We start from the raw sequence: 23,544 nt of genomic DNA, 5'->3' as shown, positions 1-23,544 counted from the left end.
GTGAATGAATATCCTGCGGAATGCCGCACGGCGCGATGCGAGGAGGACTCGCCGAGGCTCGGCCAGTCATTAATTCTTTCGTGAATTAGCGTTTGACGAAGCCGGTTCGTTCAGCAACCTTCACTCTAACGAGAGTGAGCACTGAGATGGCTTGCTCGAAGGGGGAGGACATATGAGGACTGCGCTTCATGGCGCTTCGCGCGCCGTCATCGTCGTCTGTCTCGCGGGTGCGGCCCTGCCGGCCTGGGGGCAAGTCACCAAGCCGGCTTCCGCCGAGCCCGCCGCAATCGAAGAGGTCGTGGTCACCGGGTCACTGATCCAGGGCACGCCCGTCGACGCCGCGTTGCCGGTGGAGGTCTACTCGGCCAAGGAGCTGGAAAAGCAGGGTTCGCCGACGGCCCTGGAATTCGCCAAAACCTTGACGATCGCCGGGCCGACCACCGGGGAGTCCTACTACTTCGGCGGCGTGGCCCCCGGTACGGTGACCTACAACCTGCGCGGCATCGGCGCGGACAAGACCCTCATCCTGCTGAACGGCCGGCGGATGAGCCAGAATACCTCGAACATTCCGTCGATCGCCCTGGCGCGGACGGAGATCCTGAAGGACGGGGCGGCGGTGACCTACGGCGCCGACGCCACCGGGGGCGTGGTCAACTTCATCACCCGCGACCATTTCGTTGGGCTGGAGGCGAACGCCCAGTACAAGTATATCGACGGCTCCAAGGGCGACTATTCCCTTGGCGTGCTGGCCGGCGTCGGCAGCGGCCGCGTGAACTTCATGCTGGCGGCCGAATACGAGCACCGCTCGCGGTTGCGCGCTCTGGATCGCGACTTCACCAAGGACGCCCTGGACCCCACCAAGCCGGGCTACAATCCGGCGCCCTGGTCGACGTTGACGAATCTCGCGGGCTGGATCGGACGCGGCCCCCTGCCGGCGGTCCCCAGCGCGACTGCGAACGGCGAGTTCGGCACGCCCGTGACCGGTATCGTCTCCGACTTCACGCCCGCGACCTGCGCGGCCGTCGGCGGCCGTTACGACAACGCCTTCACCTGCGCCTACAACTACATCAACTACTACAGCCTGGTCGAAGACAACGACATCTATAGGGTCTACGCACAGATCAACGCGTCGGTCACCGACGACATGGACTTCCACGCCGACGCTTCGTTTGCTGAGGTGGAAACGCCGAAGATCTTCGGCTCGCCAGCGCAGCCGATCATCCAGGGCCCGGCGCTCGCCACCGGCGCGACCTACCAGTTCTACGTGCCGATCACGAACCCCTACGCCGCGTCGTTCGCAGCCAAGAACGGGGTCACCGGCGCGTCGGGCTTCACGCCGATCACCTACCGCCTGCTCGCCCACGGCGGGAACATGTACCTGGGCGAGGGCGACGGCTTCGGCGTGCCGGACAAGATCGACACCCAGGTCTGGCGGATCTCCGCGGGCCTGAAGGGCCGATTGGGCGACTGGGCCGGCTTCGCCAAGGACGTTCGGTACGACATGGCGCTGACCTATAACCAATCCGTCGCCTTCAACACGCACCCGGACACCATCGGCTACCGGCTGCAGGAGGCCTTGAACGGCTTCGGCGGACCGAACTGCCACGCGGTCGATCTCGATCCTGCCCGCTTCGGCACCCAAAACCCCGCGGCCGCAGGCAAGAATGGCTGCAGCTACTGGAATCCCTTCTCAAGTTCATTCGCTCGCCAGCCGATGCTCGGGCTTTCCAATCCCAACTACGTCCAGGGCGCGGAGAACTCCGAAGAGCTGACCCGCTGGCTGTTCGACCCGCGGGCGCAGGAAGTCACCAACAACAATCTCACCTTCGACCTCGTGTTCAACGGCGCGTCGGGGATCGAGCTGCCGGGCGGCAAGGTGAGCTGGGCCGTCGGCGCCCAAGCGCGCGCCCTCGAGGTTCGCGAACGGGTCGACGACCCCCTCTACAACGGCCAGACGCCCTGCCCGTGGCCCCACGGCTTCACCAGCGCCAATGGTCCCGGCTCGCCAAACCTGGAAGCCAACCCCTACCCCACCAACGATCCGCGGTTCCGCGGCTGCACCCCCGACGCTCAGGGCCCGTTCGTGCTCTTCGCCACCAACCCGCCGGACTACTCCGACCAGCAGCAGTACTCATTCTTCGGCGAGCTGCAGATCCCGGTGCTCGACAACGTCAACCTCCAGCTGGCCGCGCGCCATGAGGAATTCTCGGGCGGCCTGAAGACCACCGTCTACAAGATCGCCGGCAAGTGGCAGGTGTGGGGGCCGCTGTCGCTGCGCGGGTCGTACGGCACCAACTACCAGGCGCCGCCGATCGGCACGATCCCGGGACAGGTGGTGAATACGGCGCGCAACTACGCCATCGCCGGCAGCAACTGGCTGGGCGCCCAATTCATCACAGATTCCAGCCTGAAACCGGAGACGGCCAAGACCTGGAACGTGGGCCTGATCTGGGACAGCCAAGGCGTGGCTCCCGACCATCGCTTCCGCCTGATCGTCGACTATTTCGATATCCGCACCGAGGACGAGATCGGTCAGATCGCCGACCCGAACCAGATCGCCAACCTGGTGTTCAACGGCGCAGGCGGCACGACCACCACCTGCGATCCCACGGTCCAGCCCCTCATCAAGCGGGTGACGTTCAACAACGGCTGTACGGTGGGCATGAGCGCGGTGGGGGCCTTCTCGACCATCACCACCCTGGTCGGCAACGGCCCGGGCCAAACGACGAATGGCATCGACGTGCAGGCGACCTACAGCCTGCCGATTGGGCCCGGGGACCTGACGCTGGGCCTCACGGCCACGCGCGTCACCGCGCTGCGCACCGGACCGACCGAACTCGACGGGGTCGTGGTCTCCACCGGCGACGACCGGCTAGGGTTCCTGAACTTCGCCACCGTGGCGGCCGCCGCGCCGAAGCTGCGCGCCAACTTCAGCGCCAACTATGCGCTCGGCCGGCAGAATGTACGGCTGGGCGTGAACTATGTCTCGGCGGTCAAGGACGAACGGGCGGGCGTGCAGTACGGCGAAAACGGCCAGGAGTGGATCACCGTCGATCTCACCTATCGCTACCAGTTCGACAACGACGTGGCCCTGACCGCGACGGTCGGCAATCTGTTCGATCGCGACCCGCCGCCGGCCCAGGAAGAGTTCAGCTACGACCCGCGGCTGGCCAACCCGCTCGGCCGCACCTTCGAGGTGGGCGTCCGCAAGACCTTCTAATTCCTCCGAAGCCTGGGCAGGCGGCCTCGGCCGCCTGTCCCTTTTCAGCTCCCGGTCCCGACGTCAGCGCGTGACGGCCATGACCGGGAGCTGCAGCCCCGCGTTCGCGAGTTCACGCTCGGCCTGCATGAAGCCGTAGTCGGGGACGATCTCGCCGCGGCGGTCGCACACCTCGTCGAGGCGCCGGATCACGGCCTCGCCGGCATGGGGGCCGGCTCCGACGAAGCAGCCCTCCGACAGCGTGACGCTGGCCCGCGCGAAATGCCCCGCGCCGGCGCAGAGGATCACCCGGCTCGGCGCATCGTCCTGCACAAGCGCCAGCAGGCCGGGACTGACCAGGGCCGGGTCGAGCTGCTCAAGGCTCTCGGCCGACAGCACGCCTTCGGTCATCTGGGTGGCCGCCGTGGGGGCCAGGCAGTTGACGCGAACGCCGTACTTTTCCCCCTCGATGGCCAGCGTCTGCATCAACCCCACAAGGGCCATCTTCGCCGCGCCGTAGTTCGCCTGGCCGAAGTTGCCGTAGAGGCCCGACGAGGACGTGGTCATCACGATCCGGCCATGGCGTTGCTCGCGCATCGGCTCCCAGACCGCCTTGCAGCAGATCGCGGCGCCCATCAGGTGCACGTCGACCACCAGGCGGAAGTCGTCCATCGACATCTTGGCGAAGGTCTTGTCCCGCAGGATGCCGGCGTTGTTCACCAGGATATCGACGCGGCCCCAGACGCCCAGAACGTGCTCGACCATCGCCGCCACGGCCGCCTCGTCGGTGACCGAGGCTGCGACGCCCATCGCCTGCCCGCCCTCGGCGACGATCTCGTCCGCCACGGCCTCCGCTGTAGCCTGGCTGAGGTCGTTGACCACCACCTTCGCGCCCTGCCCTGCGAGATAGCGGGCATGCGCGCGCCCCAAGCCTGCGCCCGCACCCGTGATGATCGCGATCCGACCGTCCAGCATTATCGTCCACTCCCCTGGCTGACTCATATATTCACTAGCACAATAGTGAATAACTGCAGCCGGGGATTTCGCTGCCGCGGAGGAGATCGCGGCGACCTTCGCGGAGCGCGGGCCGGACGCGACCGCCGGTCCCTTCAGCGCCGCAGGGCCGCGCCCGGCGCCGTGTCGATCTTCGGCGCCTGCAACCGCGAGAGATCCGAGGTCATCAGGAATCCGGTGAGCTGGGCGAAGGCCGCCACCTGCCGGCGGAAGGAACGGGCGTCGAACCGCTCGATTCCCGCCGAGTGCGCCCAGTAGGCGCCGAGATCGCCCTGCACGCCGTATCCGGGAATGCCCAAGCGCTGCGCCCCGCTGCCCATGCCGTACCACGGACCCTGCGACCGGCCGTGCACGCCGGGGCGACCTGGCGAGCGGACGATCGCCGAGCGGACCTGGTTGTCCCTGGCCGCCTTGACCGCCTCATCGATGACCGCCGGGTTGCCGGTGGCGTAGATCCAGGTCGGCAGGGATCGACCGCTGGGGCGGATGTCCTCACCATCGGCCACGTAGTCGATCTGCCCCAGGTGCTCCATGGCGATCATCGCGACCACCTTGTCGCGGGCGTGGGGACGCTTTTCGAAGTAGTCCTGCGCGGCCCAGGCGCGTTCCGCGCCCGGCATGAAGTGGCGGCAGTCGAGTTCGATCAGCAAGGTGCGCGGCCGCTCCGCCTGCGGAACATGCGACAGGTATTTCACGACGCCCAGGAGACCGAAGGCGCCGTCATCCTGGCTGATCGAGGGTCCGTCCGTGTGGGTCCGAAGCTGGATCTGTTCGTCCGCCGCCGTTCCGTAGGCGCGTCCGGGCAGACACGCCACGAGTTGATAGGCCTCGCTGTCGACGTGGCGGCCCTCGACCCGCAACGTCGCCTGCCGGCCATCTCCGATCTCACCGATCACCCCGTCGCCCGTGGTGCGGTCGACGTAGACCGACGGGAAGCCGTAATGCTCCGGGACCGGAAAGGTGTAGAGCCCCGCTGTCGCCGCCCGGTTCAGGTTCATGGCGAAGATCACGCCCGCCGGCTTGCTCGCCTGGATGTCACGCACGAACGCCGAAGACTGGGTCATCTCGTCCCAGACCGGCGCCGCGATCGAATGGGTTGCGTCCTGCGCCTGCGGCACGGGCACGCCCTCGACTGGCCAGCTGTCGAAGGGCGTCATCGCCTCGTAGTCGCTGGCGCTGAATGCGGCGCGAACGTCGGGCCGCACGACGGGGCGGAAGACCACGACCTTGCCGGCCACGTCGGGTGTCGCCGCGGGGTCCCACAGCACCAGCTCGGCCGTCACGCCCTCCGGCCCGGTCAGCCCGCAGTTGGCGCCGAAGTTGGCCAGCGGAATGCGGCGGCCCCCGATCGTCAGACTCCACTTGGAGTCGTCGGGCCAGACGCTGGTCTCGAGACGCTTGAACATCCAGGGCGAGCGATGGACGTCGACGCAGCCGCAGTCCTTCAGCTTGGCTTCCAGGAGGTCCAGGAAATTGCGCCAGGAGACGTTGCCGGTGAGCGCGGGCCCCTTCTCGACCTTGGCCTTGTGCCAGGCGACGGCTTCGGCCTCCGAGACGACCCACGGGTCGACGATCCGCGTCAGGCCGGCCGGCCTGGCGGCGCCGACGGCGCGGCCGCCCACGATCGCGGCGCCCAGGCCGGCCAGCACTGCCTTGCGCGTGACGGTCATCGCGACCTCCCCCTCGTCCCTCAGCCGGCCTTCGCCGAATAGGCCGCGGCTTGCGCGGCGACGATGCGAAGCAGGTCCCCCATGGCCTGGTCCACGTCGATCAGATGCAGCCCCCAGGACGGATCGACCCCGGTGGCGCGAATGATCTGGCCGCCCAGTTCGTCGGTCCGCGGGTCCTTGGGGTCCGCATTGACGTGCAGCGACAGGTAGTCGAAGTCGCCCGACGACACGCAGGTGGTGGAAATCAGGCCCGGGGTCTTCACGAACGGCGTCGAGATCGGACGGGCCGGATAGGTCCAGTCGGGCTGGGCGTCGCCGCCCGAGCCGTTCAGGAAGCCCTTGGTCAGAAAGTAGGAGTGGGCCACCCCCGTCCCCCCGGAAAGGCTGGCGGGGTTGGTGCAGGCCACGCGCATTCCGTCGCGGGCGCGGCCGAAGCGCGAATCCGCCGGCGGCGGAAGCCGGTCGCGGAAGGTCGAATAGCTGACGATGCAGCCGGTCTGGTCGTCCCGGCGGCAGAGCGGGATCGACTTGAAGGTGCCGCCCTCGTCGCGACCGGGCGGGACCATGACCGGGGCCCCGAGGATCAGGGCCGAGACCAGCTGCTTCTGGGCCGGCTTGCCTTCGATCTCCTGTGCGATCAGGCGCGCGATCATCGCGCCGCCTTGGCTGTGGCCGATCAGGACGACGCCGCGGCCCTGGTTCTCGTGGGCGAGATACCATTTCCACGCCGCGACGACATCGGCGAGGCCGCCGACGCCGGGCGGCGGCCGTTCGCCGACGGGCTTCGGCCCGGCCCCGCTGGGGGCGCGCAGGGCGGTCAGGGTGAACTGGCGGTAGAGCGGAGCGAATTGCCGGCAGACCTGGCCGAAGCGGGCGAACTGCAGCCGCACGTCGTCCCACTCCATCTTGTCGGGCGAGAAGTCCGACTGCCAGCCCGGATCCATCGACACCGTCGGATAGACGAAGAAGCAGTCGATCTTCGGGTCCTCAGCCGGCCGGTAGCGCTCGATCGTCATCCGTCCGCTGGGCGCGATCACGGTCGCGTCGAGGTCGACCTTGCACCGATTGTCCTCGAGGTCCGGCCGGCACAGCCATAGGCCCGCCGCCCCATAGTCCGGCGCGGCGCCGCTGGCCGCCGGATCCTGCGCCAGAGCCCCCGTCGGCGCGACGACCGCAAGCGCCGTCGCGGCCACGGCGGGGGCGGCTGTCCGGGCCGCGCGGCCCACCGCGCGGGCCATCGCCCACAAGTTCGTCGCCAACGTCATCGTCTCCTCCCCACGTCGCCGCCGCCGGTCCGCGGCCGCCGTCTTCAAGCTTCCCGGATCATCAGGCCGCCGCCCCGGCGCGCCGCGCCGCCCTCGCCCGCAGGCTCAGCACCACCGTGCAGGCCAGAGAAATCGCGCACATGAGGAACAGGTAGACCGAGATGGCGCTGCTCGAGGCGAAGCGGGCGAACAGGGCGGTCGCGATGATCGGTGCGAATCCCCCGCCCACCACCGAGCCGAGTTGGTAGCCCAGCGAAGCGCCCGAATAGCGGACGTCCACGGGGAACAGCTCGGCGAACAACGCCGCCTGCGGCCCGTACATCAGGCTGATCAGCGCAAGCTCCACCGTGACGGCCGTCACGACGGCCCACGGCGCCCCGCTCTCCAGCAGCGGGAAGAACGCGAAGGCCCAGAGGCCGGTCAGGGCCGCCCCGGCGATGAACGGCGGCCGGCGCCCCCAGTGGTCGGAGATCCAGCCGCAACCGATCAGAACCGGCGTCATGATCACACTGCCGATCATCACGCTGCCCAGCATCAGGTTGCGGGACAGGTGGAGCGTCGAGGTCCCGTAGGCCACGGCGTAGGTGATGGCGACGTAGAAGCAGGTGTTGTTAGCGACGAAGGCCCCGCCGGCCAGGAAGATCTCCGCGGGGTGGCTCCGGAGGACGGAGATGATGGGCGAACGCCGCCGCGGCGCCGCCGCGGACGGGGCCTGCGTCTGCGTCGCGTGGAAATCGGACGATTCCTCCAGGTTGAACTGGACGTAGATCCCGATCGCCACCAGCGCGAGGCTGACCAGGAAGGGAATCCGCCAGCCCCAGGCCAGGAAGGCGTCGGGCGCGATGGCGGCGTTCACGATCATGAACACGACATTGGCGAGAACCACGCCCAGCGGCACGCCGATCTGCACGAAGCTGCCGTAGAAGCCGCGCCGTGACGGCGGCGCGCTCTCGATCGCCAGCAGCGCCGCCCCGCCCCATTGACCGCCGACGGCGAGCCCCTGGGCGAAGCGCAGGACGACCAGCAACAGCGGTGCGGCGGCCCCGGCCAGGGCGTACGACGGCAGGAGCCCGATCGCCGCCGTCGAGAGCCCCATCAGCACCAGCGCCGCCACCAGCGCCCGCTTGCGCCCGAACAAGTCTCCCAGGTGGCCGAACACCACCCCGCCCACCGGCCGCGCGATGAAGCCGACGGCGAAGGTGCTGAACGCCGCCATCTGCGCCGCAAGCGGCGGGATGTCGGCCGGGAAGAACAGGGTCGGAAAGACGAGCGCCGCGGCCGTGCCGTAGATGAAGAAGTCGTACCACTCGATGGTCGCGCCCGCCGACGCGGTCAGCGCGACCTTGAAGATCCCGGCGGCGCCCGCCGGCTCGGCGCGCCCGCGGTGTTCGACCTCACTCACGCCTGTCTCCCTCCCGCAGCCTCGCTGCGTCGCGCGCCTGGTTCGATCAGCGGGACGAGGACGTCGGTGGCCGCGAAGCGGCGCCGGTTTCCTGCACGTCGGAGCTGCGGCGACGCCGTGGTCCGGCGCTCGGTCGCGGCCTCCATCCCTACTGCTGGTTTCTCGGGCGCGACGATCGCCGCGGCGCCGCGGCGTGTCAATTAATTCTCGCTATAGTGAACAACAACACGCCCCGGCGACCGAGGGAGGTTTCGCGGGCGCAGGGCTCTTTGCGCCGGCCGGGCCCGGATCGCGGGACGCCTTATGGCGTCCCCGAGCGGACACAGGCGAAGCTGGCGGCGGACTGTCGAGGCCCGCGGCCGCGATAGACCGCCTTGCGCGGGAACGCGCAGATCGGGCGCTGAAGCGCGACTTCCCGCGTTCCCTCGATGAACTTGGTGGCGACCACGCGCTCGGGCGCCGGCCCACCGTCGGTCCAGCGGGTCAGGGCCTGGAAGAGATCCTCACCGGGGCCCGAACCGGCGGGGGGCGCCGCGCCCCCGATGGCCGAGTTGAAGCTATCCGGGCCAGCGCCGCCGGCGCAGTGGGTCATGCCGGGCGCCAGGAACAGCCGCGCCCCCTGCCCCAGTCGCGCCGGGCCGCCCATGGCCTGCGCCTGCCGCTCGAAGAAGGCGACCGTCTGCCCCGGGGGCACGAGCGTGTCGGCCAGGCCGTGATAGACGATGAGCTTTCCGCCGCGCGCCGCGAACGCCTGCAAGCTGCCGCGTGCGGCGTCGTTGACGTCCGGCCCGAGCGCGGCGTCGACGATCGGCATGTCCCGGTCCAGGTCGAAGCTTCGCCAGGTCCAGTCGGCGCCGAACACCCACTTGAACAGGCTTCCGAACTGGGGCTCCCCGTTCGATGCGCTCTCCAGGAAGGACCAGCCGAACCGGCTCGGGGCCTCGCTGCCGGGCAGCCAACCGAAAAACGCCGGGCGCCCGTCGCGTGAGGTCGGCCCTGCGTAGAACGCGCGGGCCGTGGCGACCTCCTCAGGCGTGAGGCACGCCGGGGCGGCGGCGTCGGGGCACGCGATCTCCTGCGGATCGAAGGCGCATCCGAAAGGGTCGGAGACGAAGGGGTCGCCGGGCAGAGCGCGGCCCTGGCGCACGCAGGATGCGATGGCTGCTGCGTTCAACACGCGCAACTTCTCGTCGGAGAGCAGGCTCGCTGGCGTGCGATGGGCGGCCGCGAAATCCCAAAGCACGGCTGCATGGCCCCAGGTCCGGTTGATGACCGGCGCGCCGACAAGAATGCCGTCGTAGTCTCCGGGATAGTAGAGCGCCTCGATCAGGCCCTGCTGTCCTCCCGTCGAACAGCCCGTGTAATAGGCGCGGCTCGCCCCGCGGCCATAGAAGGCTTGGGCGATCGCCTTGCCGGCGACGGTCATCTCATGCGTGGAGAGACGGCCCCAATCCTTCCATTTGCGGGGATGGCCGATCAGCGCATCGCCGTCGAGCGGGGTCGCCGGCGCCGCGCCCATATCCGTCGTCGCCGTCGCATAACCGCGGCGAAGGCCGGCGGCCATGCCGGGGTATCCGGACGTCAGGACGCCGGCAAAGCCGCCGTTTCCGTTGCCGTGGAAAACGCCGGACCAACCCTTCAGCGGCAGCCAGACCTCGACGCCGATGTCGGAATCCGGCGCCGCGCGCACCTGCGCCGTAACGCGGCAGAACGCGGGAAGGGCCGCCGCGCCCGAGGGCGCGAACACGGCGCGACCGCTGTCGTCGATCACCGTCGCGCCCGTCACCGTCGTATTCGCGAGCTTCAGCCGCGTGAGGGCTTCACACGCGACGGTCCGCGCAGGCGCCGCCTGGGCGGGATGGCCCGCGAACAACATCATGGACGACGACACCGCGATCATCGTCGCGATCGGGCGCAGGGCGGCGGAGATTTTCATCGGCGTGGCCTCACGGGGTCTCCGACGCAGGCGCGTCTCGAGTCAGGAAGTAGGTGCACAGGAGCGATACGCAGCAGACGAGGACCAGGAAGCCCGCGATCGGCCAGGTCGAGGCATATCGCGCATAGAGCGCCGTCGCCACGATCGGCGCGAAGCCGCCCCCGATGACGGCGCCCAGCTGGTATCCGAGCGACGCGCCCGAATAGCGGATCTCGACGGGGAAGAGCTCGGCGAACAGGGCGGCCTGCGGGCCGTACATGACCGAGAGGCACGCGAGCTGCGCGGTCAGCGCGATCAGGATCGCCGGAGCCGACAGCGTTTGGATCAGCGGAAAGAACGCCAGCGACCAGAGGCCGGTAAGCGCCGCTCCCGCTATGAAGAGGGTCTTGCGCCCCCAATGGTCCGAGAGCGATCCGAAGGCCAGCAGGCTCGGGACCATCACGACGCTCGCCGCGACCACCGACCCCAGCAACAGGCTCCTCGGCAGATGAAGGACGGTGTCCCCGTAGGAGACGGCGTAGGTGATTGCGACATAGAAGCAGGCATTCGAGGCGATGAACGCGCCGCCGGCGAGCGCGACCCTCTTCGGGTGGACGGCCAGCACCTGCAGAACTGGAGAGGCCTTCCTGGCCGCTGGGGCGTCGCTCCGCGCCTCGGCGGCGCGCGCGAATTCGACCGACTCGTCCAGGCGTCTCTGGATGTAGACGCCGATGAACACGAGGCCCACGCTCAGGAGGAACGGAATGCGCCACCCCCACGCCTCGAAGCTCGCACGTGGAAGGGCGGCGACCACGACGTAGAACACCAGGTTGGCGAGCACCACGCCCAGCGGCACGCCGATCTGCGCGAAGCTGCCGAAGAAGCCCGCCTTGCCGGACGGCGCGCTCTCGATGGCCATCAAGGCCGCCCCGCCCCACTGCCCGCCCACGGCGATCCCCTGCGCAAACCGCAGCAGGACCAGCATCAACGGACTCAGCACGCCGACGGCCGCATAGGTGGGCAGCACGCCGATCGCCGAGGTGGCGAGGCCCATCGTCAGCAAGGCTGTGAGCAGCGCACGCTTGCGTCCCAGCAGGTCGCCGAAATGGCCGAACACCATGCCCCCGAGCGGTCGCGCGATGAACCCGACCGCAAAGGTGCTGAACGCCGCGAGCTGCGCGACGAGCGGAGGCAGGTCGGCGGGGAAGAAGATTCTCGGGAACACCAGCGCCGCAGCCGTGCCGTACGCGAAGAAGTCATACCACTCGATGGTGGCTCCGGCGCCGGCGGTGAGCGCGACCCGGAAGAGGGACGGGGCGCGCTGGTTTTGTGCGGCGCTCATGGTCTGCGCCCCGCAACCTGGCGGCCGGGACGCGAACCGGGCGCGGAGATTTCGCCGCCCCGACGCCACGCGACCGCCGCCTCGACGTACCAGTCGATCGCCTCGGGGTGTTGCATCAGGTTGGGATCGAGAACCTTCGCCGCCGGCCATCCCTGGAACAGCCGCTTGATGGGCAGCTCCTGCTTCTTGCCCGAAAGCGTGCGCGGGATCGCGGGCGCCGCCAGCACGACGTCAGGCACGAAGCGGGGCGAAAGGGCGTCGCGGATCGCCCCGCCAATCGCCTGGACGAGTGTGTCATCCAGCGTCCGTCCGGCCTTCGGCGCGACGAACATGATGAGCTTGCTGTCGCCCTCGCCGTCCCCGACGTCGATCACCAGGGAATCGACAATGTCCGGCAGATCCTCGACGGCGGCGTAGATCTCCGCCGTCCCCATGCGCAGCCCGTGGCGGTTGATCGTGGCGTCGCTGCGGCCGGAGATGATGCAGCCGCCGTCGGCCTGGATGGTCAGCCAGTCGCCATGGCGCCAGACGCTCGGCCAGGTCTCGAAGTAGGTCGCGCGATAGCGGGCGCCGTCCGCGTCGCCCCACAGGAAGAGCGGCATGCTTGGAAACGGTCGGGTGCAGACCAGTTCGCCCACGGCGCCCGTCAGCGGATGTCCCGCCTCGTCCCAGGCCTGCACCGCCGCGCCCAGGTGGCGGCACTGAATCCGGCCCGGCGTGGCGGGCAGGTCGCGATTTCCGGAGAGGAAAGCCGCGGCGATATCTGTGCCCCCCGACAGATTGCACCACCAGATGTCCGGCGTTCCCAGGCCGCGGAACTGGTCCGATCCCCAGGCCTGGACCTCGGCCGGCAAGGGTGATCCGGTGCTGCCGAGCGCACGAACGGCGCTCAGGTCCCCTGCGCCGGCGAGCTCCAGCCCAGCTTTGCGGCAGCTCACGTAGAACGCCGCGCCGGCCCCGAACCAGGTGATGCGCCGCCGCGCCGCGAAGGCCCACAGGACCCCCCAGTCCGGCTGGGCGAGACCGCCTCTCGGCGACCCGTCGAACAGGCAGATGGTCGTGCCGGTCAGCAGTCCGCCCACCTGGACGTTCCACATCACCCATCCGGTCGCGCTGTACCAATGGAACCGCTCGCCCAGGGTGTCCGGCGAATAGCTGGGGCCGAGGTCCATGTGGAGAGCTCCGGCGCAGCTCGCGAGGATGACGCCCCCGTGACCATGGACGATCGCCTTCGGCAGGCCGGTCGTCCCGCTGGAGTAGAGGATCCACAGCGGATGCCCGAACGGCAGCCATTCCGGCTCGAAATCGGAGACGTCCGGATCATCCCGGCTCTGCGCCGCCCCGAGATCGATCGCGTCAGCCACGTCCCGCGCGCCCCAGCCGGACCGCAGGACGAACGACGCGGCCAGGCTCGGAAGTCCGCGGCGGATGTCCTCGACGGTGCGCGACCGGTCGTGACCCTTGCCGCCGTAGCGCACGCCGTCGATCGCGAGCAGCGCCTTGGGCTCAACTTGCCGGAAGCGATCGAGCACCGCCGGCGTGCCCATGTCCGGCGAGCAGAGAGTCCAGATCGCGCCGATGCTGGCGCAGGCCAGCAACCCGATCGCCGCGTCCGGAATATTGGGCAGGTACGCCGCCACCCGATCGCCGCGCCCGACTCCCGCCGCCCGCAGTTCGAGGGCGAGCGAGGCCGTTCTGCGCCGGAGTTCGCGCCAGCTCAGGTCCTGGACCGCGCCGTCTTCGTTCTCGGCGACGATCGCCGGCTGGCCCGCGGCGTCGGCCCGCTCGGCGTGCCGCAACACCTGGAGCGCGTAGTTGACCTGGGCCCCCTCGAACCAGACGGCCTCCGGCATCTCGCCGTCGAGGACCTGGCGGTGCGGGGTGGGAGACTCGAGCTCGAAGTAGGCCCAGATGCTGTCCCAGAAGGCCGCCAGGTCCGTCGTCGACCAAGACCAGAGTTCGGCATAGTCGGCGAAGTCCAGGCCTGCCTCCCGGCGCAGCCACGCCCTGTACGCCTGGAGCCTCGTGAGCGGCGCGCGCGCCTGCGGGCGGCTCATGCGCACCGCCCCTGGGGAATGCGGACAGGCATCGTGGATCGCCTTCTGGTCTGGTGACGGCAGGAGGATCGGTCCGCGTGTCGGACCATAGCCGAGCGTCGCGTCGCGGCGCCCGGCCGGCTCAGAAGTGATGGTTGAGCGTCAGGCCGTACATCCGGGGCATCCCGAGGGATCCGGTGATCGCCGGGGTTGCGCCGGATCCGGCCGAGCCTTGGCTGACGTAGCGCTTGTCGGCCGCATTGCGCACCCACCCCGTCAGCGACCACGCCCCGTCCGGCGTCCCCACGTCCACCGACGCATTCAGGAGCCCATAGGCCGACTGGGAGTTCTGCGGGTTGTTGTAGATGTCGAAATAGGTGCGGCTCTGCCACTTGTAGTCCACCCGCGTCGTGAGGATGAGGCGGCTGGAGATCGGGAAGGCGTACTGCGCCGAGGTGTTGAACTGCCAGTGCGGCGCCTGGGTCAGGGCGTTGCCTTCCAGCTGGATCGCCCCCGGCGGCAACGCTTCCCCGTTGCGCATGACGCCGGCGCAGGAGCGGGCCGTCGGCACGTTCGGGTAGAGCGGGTTGTTGTTGCAGAAGAAGCCGAACTGGGCGTCGAGGTAGGTGACCGCGCCGGTCAGCCGAAGCCCGGTCACGGGGGTCGCCTCCCCTTCGAGCTCCACGCCCTTGATCTTCGCGCTTGAAGAGTTCTCGACCCGCGGGAAGCGCACCTGGGTCGCCTCGTTCAGCCGGAAGATCGTCTGCTGGAGGTTCGTGTAGTCGGCGTAGAAGCCCGTGAGGCTCATCCGCAGCCTGCGATCGAACATCATCGCCTTGAGACCGACTTCGTAGTTCCACACGTACTCGGGATCGAAGCGGTTCACCGGCAGGGTGACATCGCCCAAGGTGTTGAAACCGCCGGACTTGAAGCCGCGAGACACGCTGGCGTAGATCAGGCTCTCATCGGTCGGGGTGTAGTCGAGCACGAAGCGGGGCGTGAACGCCCTGAAGGTGCCCTTGTCCGCGTGGAACAGCGCCGTTCCCGCGACCGACGACTTCTCCTCGTAGGACTTGACGTCGGTGGTGTAGCGCCCGCCGAGCGTGGCGCGCAGCTTGTCCGTCAGGTTGTAGCGGACCTGGGCGTAGCCCGCATAGGAGTCGAGCGTCTCTTCAGGCAGGTAGACGAGGTAGTTCTTGAACGCGGCGAGGCTCAGGTAGAGCGGCTCGCTGGAGTCGCCGTGCATGTAGAAGAGCCCGGCCACAAGATCGGCCCGATCGCCCAGATTGGCCGTAAGCGTCAGTTCCTGCGTCTCCTGCTCGGCATAGAGGCCGATGAGATCGAAGCGCGTGGAGGCGACCGGCGTGGCGTCCACGTCCACGTCCGTCAGATCGATGTCGTGCTGGATGAAGCCGCTTGTAGACGTCAGCGAGACGTCGGAGCTCAGGTCCCACCTGGCGATGAGCGTGGCGCGGAAGTCCTTCGCATCGCGATGGTTCGGTTCGTTGCGGTAGACGGTGAGGTTCTCGAGGCTGTTCTGCGGGTAGGCGTAGCCGGGGACCTCGGTCACCGTCGGCCGGGCCGGATCGGCGCGCCGGATGATCTGGGCGAACGACGGATCGCTGCGGTCGTGTGTGTAGTCGACCAGGGCGCGGAGGCTCAGCGCCGCCGTCGGCGTGTACAGAAGCTGGCCGCGCACCTGGGTGATATCGGTGTCGTCGTTGCGCTTGCCGGTGAAGCCGTTCTTCAGCCAGCCTTCGGCTTCCTCACGCTGGAACGAGAGGCGGGCCGAAAGGTCTTCGGAAAGCGGACCGTTGAGGTACCCCTTCACGCCCAGGCGCGAGTAGTTCCCGGCCGTGAGGCTGACGCCGCCTTCGGTCCTGCCGGTCGGTGCGGTGCTGTAGACATTGATGGCGCCGCCGGTGGCGTTGCGGCCGGAAATCGTGCCCTGGGGACCTCGGAGGACCTCGACCCGCTCCACGTCCAGGAACGTGGGGTTCATCATGAAGTGGTTGAGGAGCGGGACGCCGTCGAGCGAAACGGTGACGCCCGACTGGCTTCCGATGTCCTGCCCGGCCTGTCCGATGCCGCGGAGCGCGATGAACACATTGGTCGAGCGGGTGCCGAACTGAAGACTGGGCGCCAGCTGAGTGAGGTCGCCGACCTCGCGAACGGACGCACGCTCGAGGGTCGCGCCCGACACGGCGGTGATCGCATTCGAGACGTTCTGCAGGCCCTCGGCGCGCTTTTCGGCGGTCACCACCACCTCTTCGACCTGGTTCTGGGACGCGGGGTTTCGGGCGCCCGCCCGGGACGGGCTCTGCGCCCAACTCGCCGTGGTCACGAGGCAGCCGCCGGCCAGCGCCGTCGCCCCGATCAGCAGCCGCGCGCGGCGGTCATTGCGCTTCATGGTCGTTTCCCCCTCAACTCGAGTCTTCTGACCCTCGGAGTCTCGCGCTCCGGGCGCTGGATCATGGAAGCAGGCCGGCTTTGCTCAATGACCGGTCTGACCGGCGCATTTGATGAAAGTGACAGGGTCCCCGGGGGGCCGGTCAGAAGCCCTTGCGTTCCGACAGCATGGCCGTCGCCGCCGCCACCTTCGCGGCGTCGGCGACATGGCGCGCGCGATAGGCCGAAGGCGTCATGCCCGCCCAGGCGCAGAAGTGGCGGGTGAAGCTTCCGGGCTCGCTGAACCCGAGGGCGAAACCGATCTCGGTGATCGGCATGTCGCTGGCGAGCAGATAGGCCGCCGCCCACTCGCCACGCAGACGGGTTCGGACGTCCTGGAAGCTTTCGCCCTCGAGCGCCAGGTCTTGCCGCAGGCGCCGCGGGCGCGTCTGCAGCCGCGCGGCGGCCGCTTCGATCGGCGCGGACCACAGCCCGGACCGCTGGAACTCGATGAGCACCTGCTCCGTCCGCGCCCGCCAGCTGGGGCCGCGGTCGGGTACCGCGAACCAGTCGGGCTCGCTGGCGTAGTACTCGTCGTATTCCCGGATCGAGCCGTGCGCCAGGCGCGCGGTGAGATCCTGCCAGCCGTAGGAGAGCGCGTCGAACGGCGCGTCGAACCGCACCGGGCAGCCGAAGAGCGCGAACCTGTCGAAGCCGTTGTGCTGCACTGGCCTGGGACCCCGGATCGACAGGCCGCGCAGGACCAGGGGCCGGCCGATCAGCCAACTGAAGAAGTGGTAGATCCAGACGAAGCGGATCCAGACCAGGATGTCGCGTTCGACGCCCGGGACGGTGTTGTACTTGCAGATGTGCTGCAGGCCGGACCCGCGGGTTTCGGTGATCCCCGGCCCGACGTCCGCCAGCATCGCATCGGTGAACCGGATGCTGACCCGGAGCGCCTCTCCGAACGTCGTGCAGTGAAGAAAGGAGAGCAGGCGTTCCGTTTCGAGCGCCAGCCGGCAGCCCTGCGCGAAGAACCCGAGATAGACGTCATCCAGCTCCAGCTGGATTCTGCGGACCAGCCGGACCAGGGAGCGGCCGTCGATCCCGGCGCCGGGGTTGCCGTAGACCGCTGGATCTATGGCGGCGCGACGAAGGATCTCGCGCGCATCGTAACCGCGCAGGGCCGCGCCTTGAAGCAACTGTCGCACCGCAACGCCGTCGAGCCGCGAGAGGACCGGCCCACGGTCCTCCCTCGGAAAATGAAGGGTTGCGGCTTCGCCTCGGCGCATCTTGCCCGGGCACTCCTCCATCGGGGCGACAACCGTCGCACGTCGGGGGAGCCTAGCAGCGCCTTCCGGCCAGTTGAGTATCCGCCCCGGACAGCTTTATGTCTTTGCCGGACAAGCGGTGAACGCGAGGCGCCGTTGACGATCACCAAGTCGATTGACCGGGAAGCGGCGCCAAGCCGTACGCGGCCGCCCGGGTCTCCGTTCCTGCACCAGAAGATCTTCGCGCCCTACAAGCTTGCGGTTCTGCTGGACGCGGCCGCGGACCACGGCGTTTCGTCGGACACGGTCCTCGCGGGCGCCGGACTGGACGTGGCGCGGGTCCGCGATCCGCACACGCGCACATCGATCAGCGACTACATCGCCGCCTGCGAAAACATCCTCGCGGCGTCGCCGGATCCGGATATCGCGTTCGACGCCGGGGCCAAGCTGCACCTGACGGCCTACGGGGAGTACGGCTATGCCCTGATGTGTTCGCCTACCATGCGGGACTTCCTCGATTTCGCCGTGCGGTACCACCTGCTCGCGACACCGATGCTTCGCCTCGAGTGGCGTCGCGACGCAGATGCCCTGATCTGGCGTTTCGTGGAGATCCATCGCGACGCCATGAGTCCCGCCGCGCGCGCCTTCCTCGTCCGACAGCAGATGATGCAGACCGCCACCCACATGCGCGACGTCTCCGGGACCCGTATGACGCCGCTTCGCGCGCTATTCGCGCTGCCGGGCGCCAGCCGATCACCCCGCGATGCGAGCCGCCTGGGATGCGTCTGCCTGTTCGACCAGCCCGCGCACGAACTCCACTACCCGCTCTCCCTGCTGGACGCGCCGCTGCAGTTCGGCAACCGCCTGACCTATGCGCAGCTCGAGGAGACCTGTGACGAGCTCATGGGGCGCACGGGCCCCGCACCGAGCCTGGTCGGCGAAATCTACCAGCGCCTGATGCGAGAGCCGCGCGCGTCACGCACCATGGAGGACATCGCGCAGGAACTCGGATCGAGTGAACGGACGTTGCGACGCCGGCTGGCGAACGAAAATGTCCGCTACGCCGACATCGCCGACGACGTTCGCCGGACGCTCTCGCTCCGCTACCTGCAGACGAGCGGCATGACGGCGGACGACATCGCTGCGGAGGTGGGGTTCAGCGACACCGCCAACTTCCGCCGCGCCGTCAAACGCTGGACCGGACGGACCTTCCGTCAGGTGCGTCGTGAGGCGGCGGACTCGTAGAGCGTCACGACGCAGGCGCCGCCCAGGCCCAGATTGTGCTGCAGCGCCAGCTGTGCGCCGTCGACCTGCCGCGCGCCGACCTGGCCACGCAGCTGGCGCACCAGCTCGAAGCATTGTGCGAGGCCGGTCGCGCCAAGCGGGTGGCCCTTGGACAGCAGCCCGCCTGAAGGATTGACCACATGACGACCGCCGTAGGTGTTGTCGCCGTCGGCGATCATGCGCGCCGCGCCGCCGGGCGGCGCGAGGCCCAACGCCTCGTAGGACAGCACTTCGTTGACCGTGAAGCAGTCATGCAGCTCGACGACCGGCACATCGGCGGGCTCCACGCCGCTCGACCCAAACACGGCCTCGGCGGCCCGGCGCGTGAGATCGGCGCCGACGGCGGCGGTCATATCTCCATCGAAGCTGGAGACGCAGTCCGTGGTCATGGCCTGGGCGCGGATGCGTACGCCGGCGTTCAGGCCCCGACGCCGCGCAAAGGCCTCCGAAACGACGATGGCCGCCGCCGCCCCGCAGGTGGGCGGGCAGCACTGCAAGCGCGTGAGCACGGGCTCGAACATCATCGGGCTCGCCATCACCTCCTCGGTGGTGACCGCGTCGCGGAAGACGGCGGCAGGGTTTTGCGCCGCATGGGCCCGGGCCTTTACCGCGATCTGTGCGAACATCTCCGGCCCGACCCCGTACGTTTCGGCGTAGTCGCGTCCTGCGCCACCAAAGAGCCGCAGGGCGAGCGGGGCGCCGCTGGGGCCGTGGCGGCGGTCGGCCACCTCAAGGAAGGGCTGAAGCGGGCTCGGCCTGTCGGCGAAGGCCTCGCTGATGGCGCCGGGCGGCATCTGCTCGAATCCGAGCGCCAGCACGCAGTCGGCCGCGCCCCCCTCCACTGCCTGTCGCGCCAGGAACAGGGCTGTCGAACCTGTCGCGCAGTTGTTGTTGACGTTGATCACGGGAACGCCGGTCAGGCCCACCTCGTAGGCGGCGCGCTGCCCGCTCGTGGAGTCGCCGTAGACGTAGCCGGCGTACACCTGCTGCACGGCGTCGTAGTCGAGGCCCGCATCCTGCAGCGCCTGTCGCACGGCCTCGGCCGCCGCCTCGGTGTAGGGCCTCGCCCGCTTGGGCGTGGTGAAGGCCGTCATGCCTGCGCCGACCACGACCGCGGCGCTCACAGCGCGGGAACCTTGTGGAACCAGGGCTGCGCGCGCTCGATCTGACCGGCGAGGCGAAGCAGCGTGGCCTCGCCGCCCCCGCGCGCCACGAACTGGACCCCGATAGGCAGGCCGTCGTCCGTCCAGGCGAGCGGGACGCTCATCGCCGGCTGTCCCCCCACGTTGAAGGGCTGTGTGTTCGGAATGAAGGTGTAGAGCCGCTCGGCGTAGTCAGTGAGGTCGGCGGCGTTCATGTCGATGCTGCCTTTGGGCTGGGGCGGCTTGCCGTTGGTCGCCAGCAGCAGAACGTCGTAGCGCTCGAAGAATGCGGCGAGCCGCCGGCTCAGCGCGTGCAGGTGCTGGATCGCCTGGGCGACCTGGACGCCGGTATAGTCCAATCCCGCCTGGTAGAGCTGCCAGGTGAGCGTCTCGACCTCGTCCTGGCGAATGGGCGCGCCGCGCCGCGCGGCTTCGTTCTCCAGGTTCGCCGCGGTGGCGGAACAGACCGCCGTGTTGGCGTGCAGCGCCATCTGCTGGAAATCGACGTCGGGCTTCGCCTCCTCGACGTCGTGGCCCAGACCTTCGCAGAGTTTCGCCGCGTCGCGTACGGCCTGGACGTTCTCGGGGAAGAGCTCGCCCCAGATCAGGGCGGCGGTGGTGAAGCCGATCCTCAGGCGGCCCGGATCGCGGCGCACCTCCGCGGCAAACGGCCGGGCTGGCGGCTCCAGCCAGTAGGGGTCGCCCGGCTGCGGCCGGCAGACAATGTCGAGGAGGGTCGCGCTGTCCCGCACCGAGCGCGTGAGCGCATGCTGGACCGAGAGCCCGCCCCAGCCCTCGCCGCTGGGCGCCAGCGACACCCGCCCGCGCGACGGCTTCAGACCGAAGAGCCCGCAGCACGAGGCCGGCGTGCGGATCGAGCCGCCGCCATCGCTGCCGTGAGCCGCAGGCACGATGCCGGCCGCGACGGCCGCCGCCGCCCCGCCCGATGAGCCGCCCGGCGTCACGCCTTCATTCCAGGGATTGAGCGTCGGGCCGTTGGCCACAGGCTCGGTGACGGTGGCGATGCCGAACTCCGGCGTGTTCGTCTTGCCGAAGAGCACGAGGCCAGCTTCGCGGTACGCCCGCACGATGGCGCTGTCGGCCTCCGCCGGAAGGTCCTTGAAGATGCGCGACCCGGCCCCGGTGGGCTTGCCCGCCATGTGCACCGAGATGTCCTTGATCGGATAGGGCACGCCCTTCAGGGGGCCATCCGGCAGCCCGGCCTTGATGGCGGCGCGCGCATCGGCCTCGTAGGTGGCGATCACGGCGTTGAGGCGGCCGTTGACGGCGTCCATGCGCGCCAAGGTGGCGTCCAGCAACTCGTCGGGGCTCACCTCCCGGCGAGCGACCAGCTCGGCCAGGCCGACGGCGTCGTGGTTTCGGAAATCTTCGAAGTTCACGGCGCCTCCGGAGCGACTTCGGCCTGAACGGCCAGGGATTTGGAAAGAGGCCGGGTCTCGGCGGCCGGATCGGCGCGGCGTGCGGCGCGCCCCGCCAGGCGCCGGCGCACGATCGCATGACGCCGAGCGTCGAGCGGGAAGGCCAGGAACATCCAGGCCCCGGCCACGAAGAACGGGATGGGCGCCAGGCAGTAGACATACTTCAGCGCGGCCAGGGCCTCCGGCGTGTTGGCGCCCTTGGCGTGGAATCCCAGGAGTTCGAGGGCGGGCAGGGTGACGCCGATGGCGATGGCCGGCGAGACCTGTTGAAAAAAGCCCCAGACGCCGAAGAACAGGCCGCCGCGCATCTCGCCGGTCTTCAGGGTGTCGTAGTCGATGACGTCGCCCACGATGCCGAGCGGCAGGGTGAGGAACGCGGCGCTGGTCGCGCCAAGCAAGGCCATCAGCGCCACGAACCACCAGCCGTCGCCCGGCTGGAGTTGGGTGGCGAGCAGGCCGCTCAGCGAAATGGCGATCAGCAGCGAAATCCCCGCCGCCCGATGCTTGCCGATCCGGCGGCTGACCTGCACCCAGAGCGGCACCCCCAACAGCACGGACCCGAACGAGGCGAGCAGCGTGGGGCCGATCACCTCGGGCTGCTTCAGGTAGTGCGAGATGAAGAAGATCAACGTGGAATTGGTGACCCCCGCACCGATGCTGAGCACCACGTAGCCGGCGCAGAGCAGGCGGAACGGCCGGTTGGCCATCAGGGTCTTGAGCGTGGCGAGCCAGGGGGACGGCGGCTCATGCCGCACCGCGGGCTCCGGCACGAAACGGAGGGCGACGCCGGCGGTGAGCGGGGTCAGGAGCACGACTGTCCAGCCCATGACCGCCATGGTGAACCGATCGATCCCATGGCCCATCAGGGCGGTGACGCCAGGGACGGCCGAGGCGATCACGATGCCTATGACATTGGCGCTCTCGCGAAAGCCGGCGACCTTGGATCGGCCGTGGTAGCTCTCCACGATCTCCGCGCCCCAGGCGGCGTGCGCCAGGCCGAGCATCGAAGCGCCGAAATAGATCACCGCCGTCGCGGCCAGCAGCCACCAGCCGCCGACGTGTTCGGGCGGCATGAACACGAGGATCGCGCCCAGCATGCAGATCGGCGCGCCGGCTGCGATCCACGGCTTGCGACGGCCGAACCGCGACCGCGTGCCGTCCGACAGCCGGCCGAGGAAGGGATCGATCACCATGTCGAACAGGCGCGAAAACAGCAGGAAGCCGCCGACCGTTGTCAGGCTGAGCCCCAGTTCCTGGGCGTAGAACGCCGGCAACAGCGCCGTGAGCGGCACGAACAGGAACGACATGGGGACGGCGGGCAGCGCATAGGCGGCCAGCCGCCACACGGACATGCCTGGGGTTTCGGCCCTAGGCGCCATGGAACACCGGCGGACGCCGTTCCTGGAAGGCGCGCACCCCTTCCAGGCCGTCCGGGCTGGAGAACGCCGCGACGATGCCCTCCGCCTCGCGTCGGAGATGGGCGGCGTATTCGGGGCGGATGGACTCGCGCATCAGCCGCCGCGCGGCGGCGTAGGCCCCGGTAGGGCCCGCGGCCAGTTCCTGGGCCAGGTTCGCGGCGCGGCCCGCGACGGCCTTGTCGTCGACGACTTCGGTGATCAGGCCCTCCCGCAGCGCCTCGGCGGCGCTCAGCGTCGGATTGAGGAAGGTGAGTTCCAGGGCCCGCCGCAGGCCGACCACGCGAGGCAGGGCCCAGCTCGTTCCGCCGTCGGGCGTGAGGCCGGAGCGCGTATAGGCCATCACGAACCGCGCGCCCTCGCCGGCCACGACGATGTCGGCGGCGAGCGCCAAGCCCAGGCCCGCGCCGGCTGCGGCGCCGTGGACGGCGGCGACCACCGGGGCGTGAAAGTCGAACAGCTGCTCCAGTCCGGCATGCAGGTCGGCGATCAGGGCCTCGACATAGCGCGCCGCCCCGCCCCCCTCGCGCGCGAAGCTGGCCAGGTCGCCGCCGGCGCAGAACATCCTGCCCACGCCCTGCAGCAACAGCGCGCGCACGGACTTGTCGCCGGCCAGCCCGGCCATCGCGTCCCGGAACGCGCGGGCCAGGGGCGCATCTATGGAATTGGCGGCCTGCGGCCGGTTGAGGGTCAGGACGGCGACCCCGCCGTCCCGGCGCAACAGGATGGGCGCTTCCGCGGCGACGGCCTCGGTGGTCATGG

General features: G+C 69.3%; 15 protein-coding genes. 2 read left to right on the top strand and 13 right to left on the bottom strand.

Annotated elements, in window-relative coordinates:
• Positions 1 to 172 precede the first annotated feature (172 nt).
• Complete coding sequence (locus GC203_RS15800; protein ID WP_293456417.1) at positions 173 to 3,220, top strand: TonB-dependent receptor; 3,048 nt, start codon at positions 173 to 175, stop codon at positions 3,218 to 3,220.
• Between the two features lie 63 nt (positions 3,221 to 3,283).
• Here the strand turns inward: GC203_RS15800 and GC203_RS15795 are convergent, their stop codons facing one another.
• The 9 genes from GC203_RS15795 to GC203_RS15755 all read right to left on the bottom strand — a co-directional run bounded on the left by GC203_RS15795 (position 3,284) and on the right by GC203_RS15755 (position 17,442).
• Positions 3,284 to 4,177, bottom strand: coding sequence for an SDR family NAD(P)-dependent oxidoreductase (locus GC203_RS15795; RefSeq protein WP_293456780.1), 894 nt, complete (start codon positions 4,175 to 4,177; stop codon positions 3,284 to 3,286).
• Positions 4,178 to 4,308: 131 nt separating this feature from the next.
• The gene (locus GC203_RS15790) at positions 4,309 to 5,883 is read right to left on the bottom strand and encodes a hypothetical protein (protein WP_293456416.1); all 1,575 of its coding nucleotides are present in this window, start codon (positions 5,881 to 5,883) and stop codon (positions 4,309 to 4,311) included.
• Between the two features lie 20 nt (positions 5,884 to 5,903).
• Positions 5,904 to 7,142, bottom strand: a complete 1,239-nt coding sequence (locus GC203_RS15785) for a DUF3089 domain-containing protein (protein WP_293456414.1) — start codon at positions 7,140 to 7,142, stop codon at positions 5,904 to 5,906.
• Between the two features lie 67 nt (positions 7,143 to 7,209).
• The gene (locus GC203_RS15780; protein WP_293456411.1) at positions 7,210 to 8,550 is read right to left on the bottom strand and encodes an MFS transporter; all 1,341 of its coding nucleotides are present in this window, start codon (positions 8,548 to 8,550) and stop codon (positions 7,210 to 7,212) included.
• 301 nt (positions 8,551 to 8,851) lie between these two features.
• Positions 8,852 to 10,486, bottom strand: a complete 1,635-nt coding sequence (locus GC203_RS15775) for a tannase/feruloyl esterase family alpha/beta hydrolase (RefSeq protein WP_293456409.1) — start codon at positions 10,484 to 10,486, stop codon at positions 8,852 to 8,854.
• A 10-nt stretch (positions 10,487 to 10,496) separates the two neighbouring features.
• Entirely contained in the window at positions 10,497 to 11,807 is a 1,311-nt protein-coding gene (locus GC203_RS15770) for an MFS transporter (protein WP_293456406.1), read from the bottom strand.
• Positions 11,804 to 13,864 carry an acetoacetate--CoA ligase gene (locus GC203_RS15765; protein WP_293456404.1) on the bottom strand — a complete coding sequence of 687 codons (2,061 nt, stop codon included), beginning with the start codon at positions 13,862 to 13,864 and terminating at the stop codon, positions 11,804 to 11,806. Before GC203_RS15765 ends, GC203_RS15770 begins: the two co-directional genes overlap by 4 nt.
• 121 nt (positions 13,865 to 13,985) lie before the next feature.
• Positions 13,986 to 16,253 carry a TonB-dependent receptor gene (locus tag GC203_RS15760; RefSeq protein WP_293456401.1) on the bottom strand — a complete coding sequence of 756 codons (2,268 nt, stop codon included), beginning with the start codon at positions 16,251 to 16,253 and terminating at the stop codon, positions 13,986 to 13,988.
• A gap of 142 nt (positions 16,254 to 16,395) precedes the next feature.
• The gene (locus GC203_RS15755) at positions 16,396 to 17,442 is read right to left on the bottom strand and encodes an AraC family transcriptional regulator (protein ID WP_293456399.1); all 1,047 of its coding nucleotides are present in this window, start codon (positions 17,440 to 17,442) and stop codon (positions 16,396 to 16,398) included.
• A gap of 216 nt (positions 17,443 to 17,658) precedes the next feature.
• Here GC203_RS15755 and GC203_RS15750 point away from each other — a divergent pair, with 216 nt between their 5' ends.
• Positions 17,659 to 18,747 (top strand): AraC family transcriptional regulator, encoded by a 1,089-nt coding sequence (locus tag GC203_RS15750; protein ID WP_293456397.1) that lies wholly within the window; start codon positions 17,659 to 17,661, stop codon positions 18,745 to 18,747.
• Here GC203_RS15750 and GC203_RS15745 read toward each other — a convergent pair.
• From GC203_RS15745 to GC203_RS15730, 4 genes are read right to left on the bottom strand one after another with little or no spacing between them, the layout of a single operon-like run.
• Complete coding sequence (locus GC203_RS15745) at positions 18,717 to 19,910, bottom strand: lipid-transfer protein (protein ID WP_293456395.1); 1,194 nt, start codon at positions 19,908 to 19,910, stop codon at positions 18,717 to 18,719. The genes GC203_RS15750 and GC203_RS15745 overlap by 31 nt on opposite strands.
• Positions 19,907 to 21,328: an amidase gene (locus GC203_RS15740; RefSeq protein ID WP_293456393.1), complete on the bottom strand. Its 1,422-nt coding sequence runs from the start codon at positions 21,326 to 21,328 to the stop codon at positions 19,907 to 19,909. The genes GC203_RS15745 and GC203_RS15740 overlap by 4 nt, the downstream gene beginning before the upstream one ends.
• The gene (locus tag GC203_RS15735) at positions 21,325 to 22,719 is read right to left on the bottom strand and encodes an MFS transporter (protein ID WP_293456391.1); all 1,395 of its coding nucleotides are present in this window, start codon (positions 22,717 to 22,719) and stop codon (positions 21,325 to 21,327) included. Before GC203_RS15735 ends, GC203_RS15740 begins: the two co-directional genes overlap by 4 nt.
• A 16-nt stretch (positions 22,720 to 22,735) precedes the next feature.
• Positions 22,736 to 23,542, bottom strand: a complete 807-nt coding sequence (locus GC203_RS15730; RefSeq protein ID WP_293456388.1) for an enoyl-CoA hydratase-related protein — start codon at positions 23,540 to 23,542, stop codon at positions 22,736 to 22,738.
• Positions 23,543 to 23,544 lie beyond the last annotated feature (2 nt).

The organism is Phenylobacterium sp., assembly GCF_016124325.1.
Taxonomy (GTDB): Bacteria; Pseudomonadota; Alphaproteobacteria; order Caulobacterales; family Caulobacteraceae; genus Phenylobacterium.
This window is presented reverse-complemented; position numbering and strand designations above follow the sequence as displayed.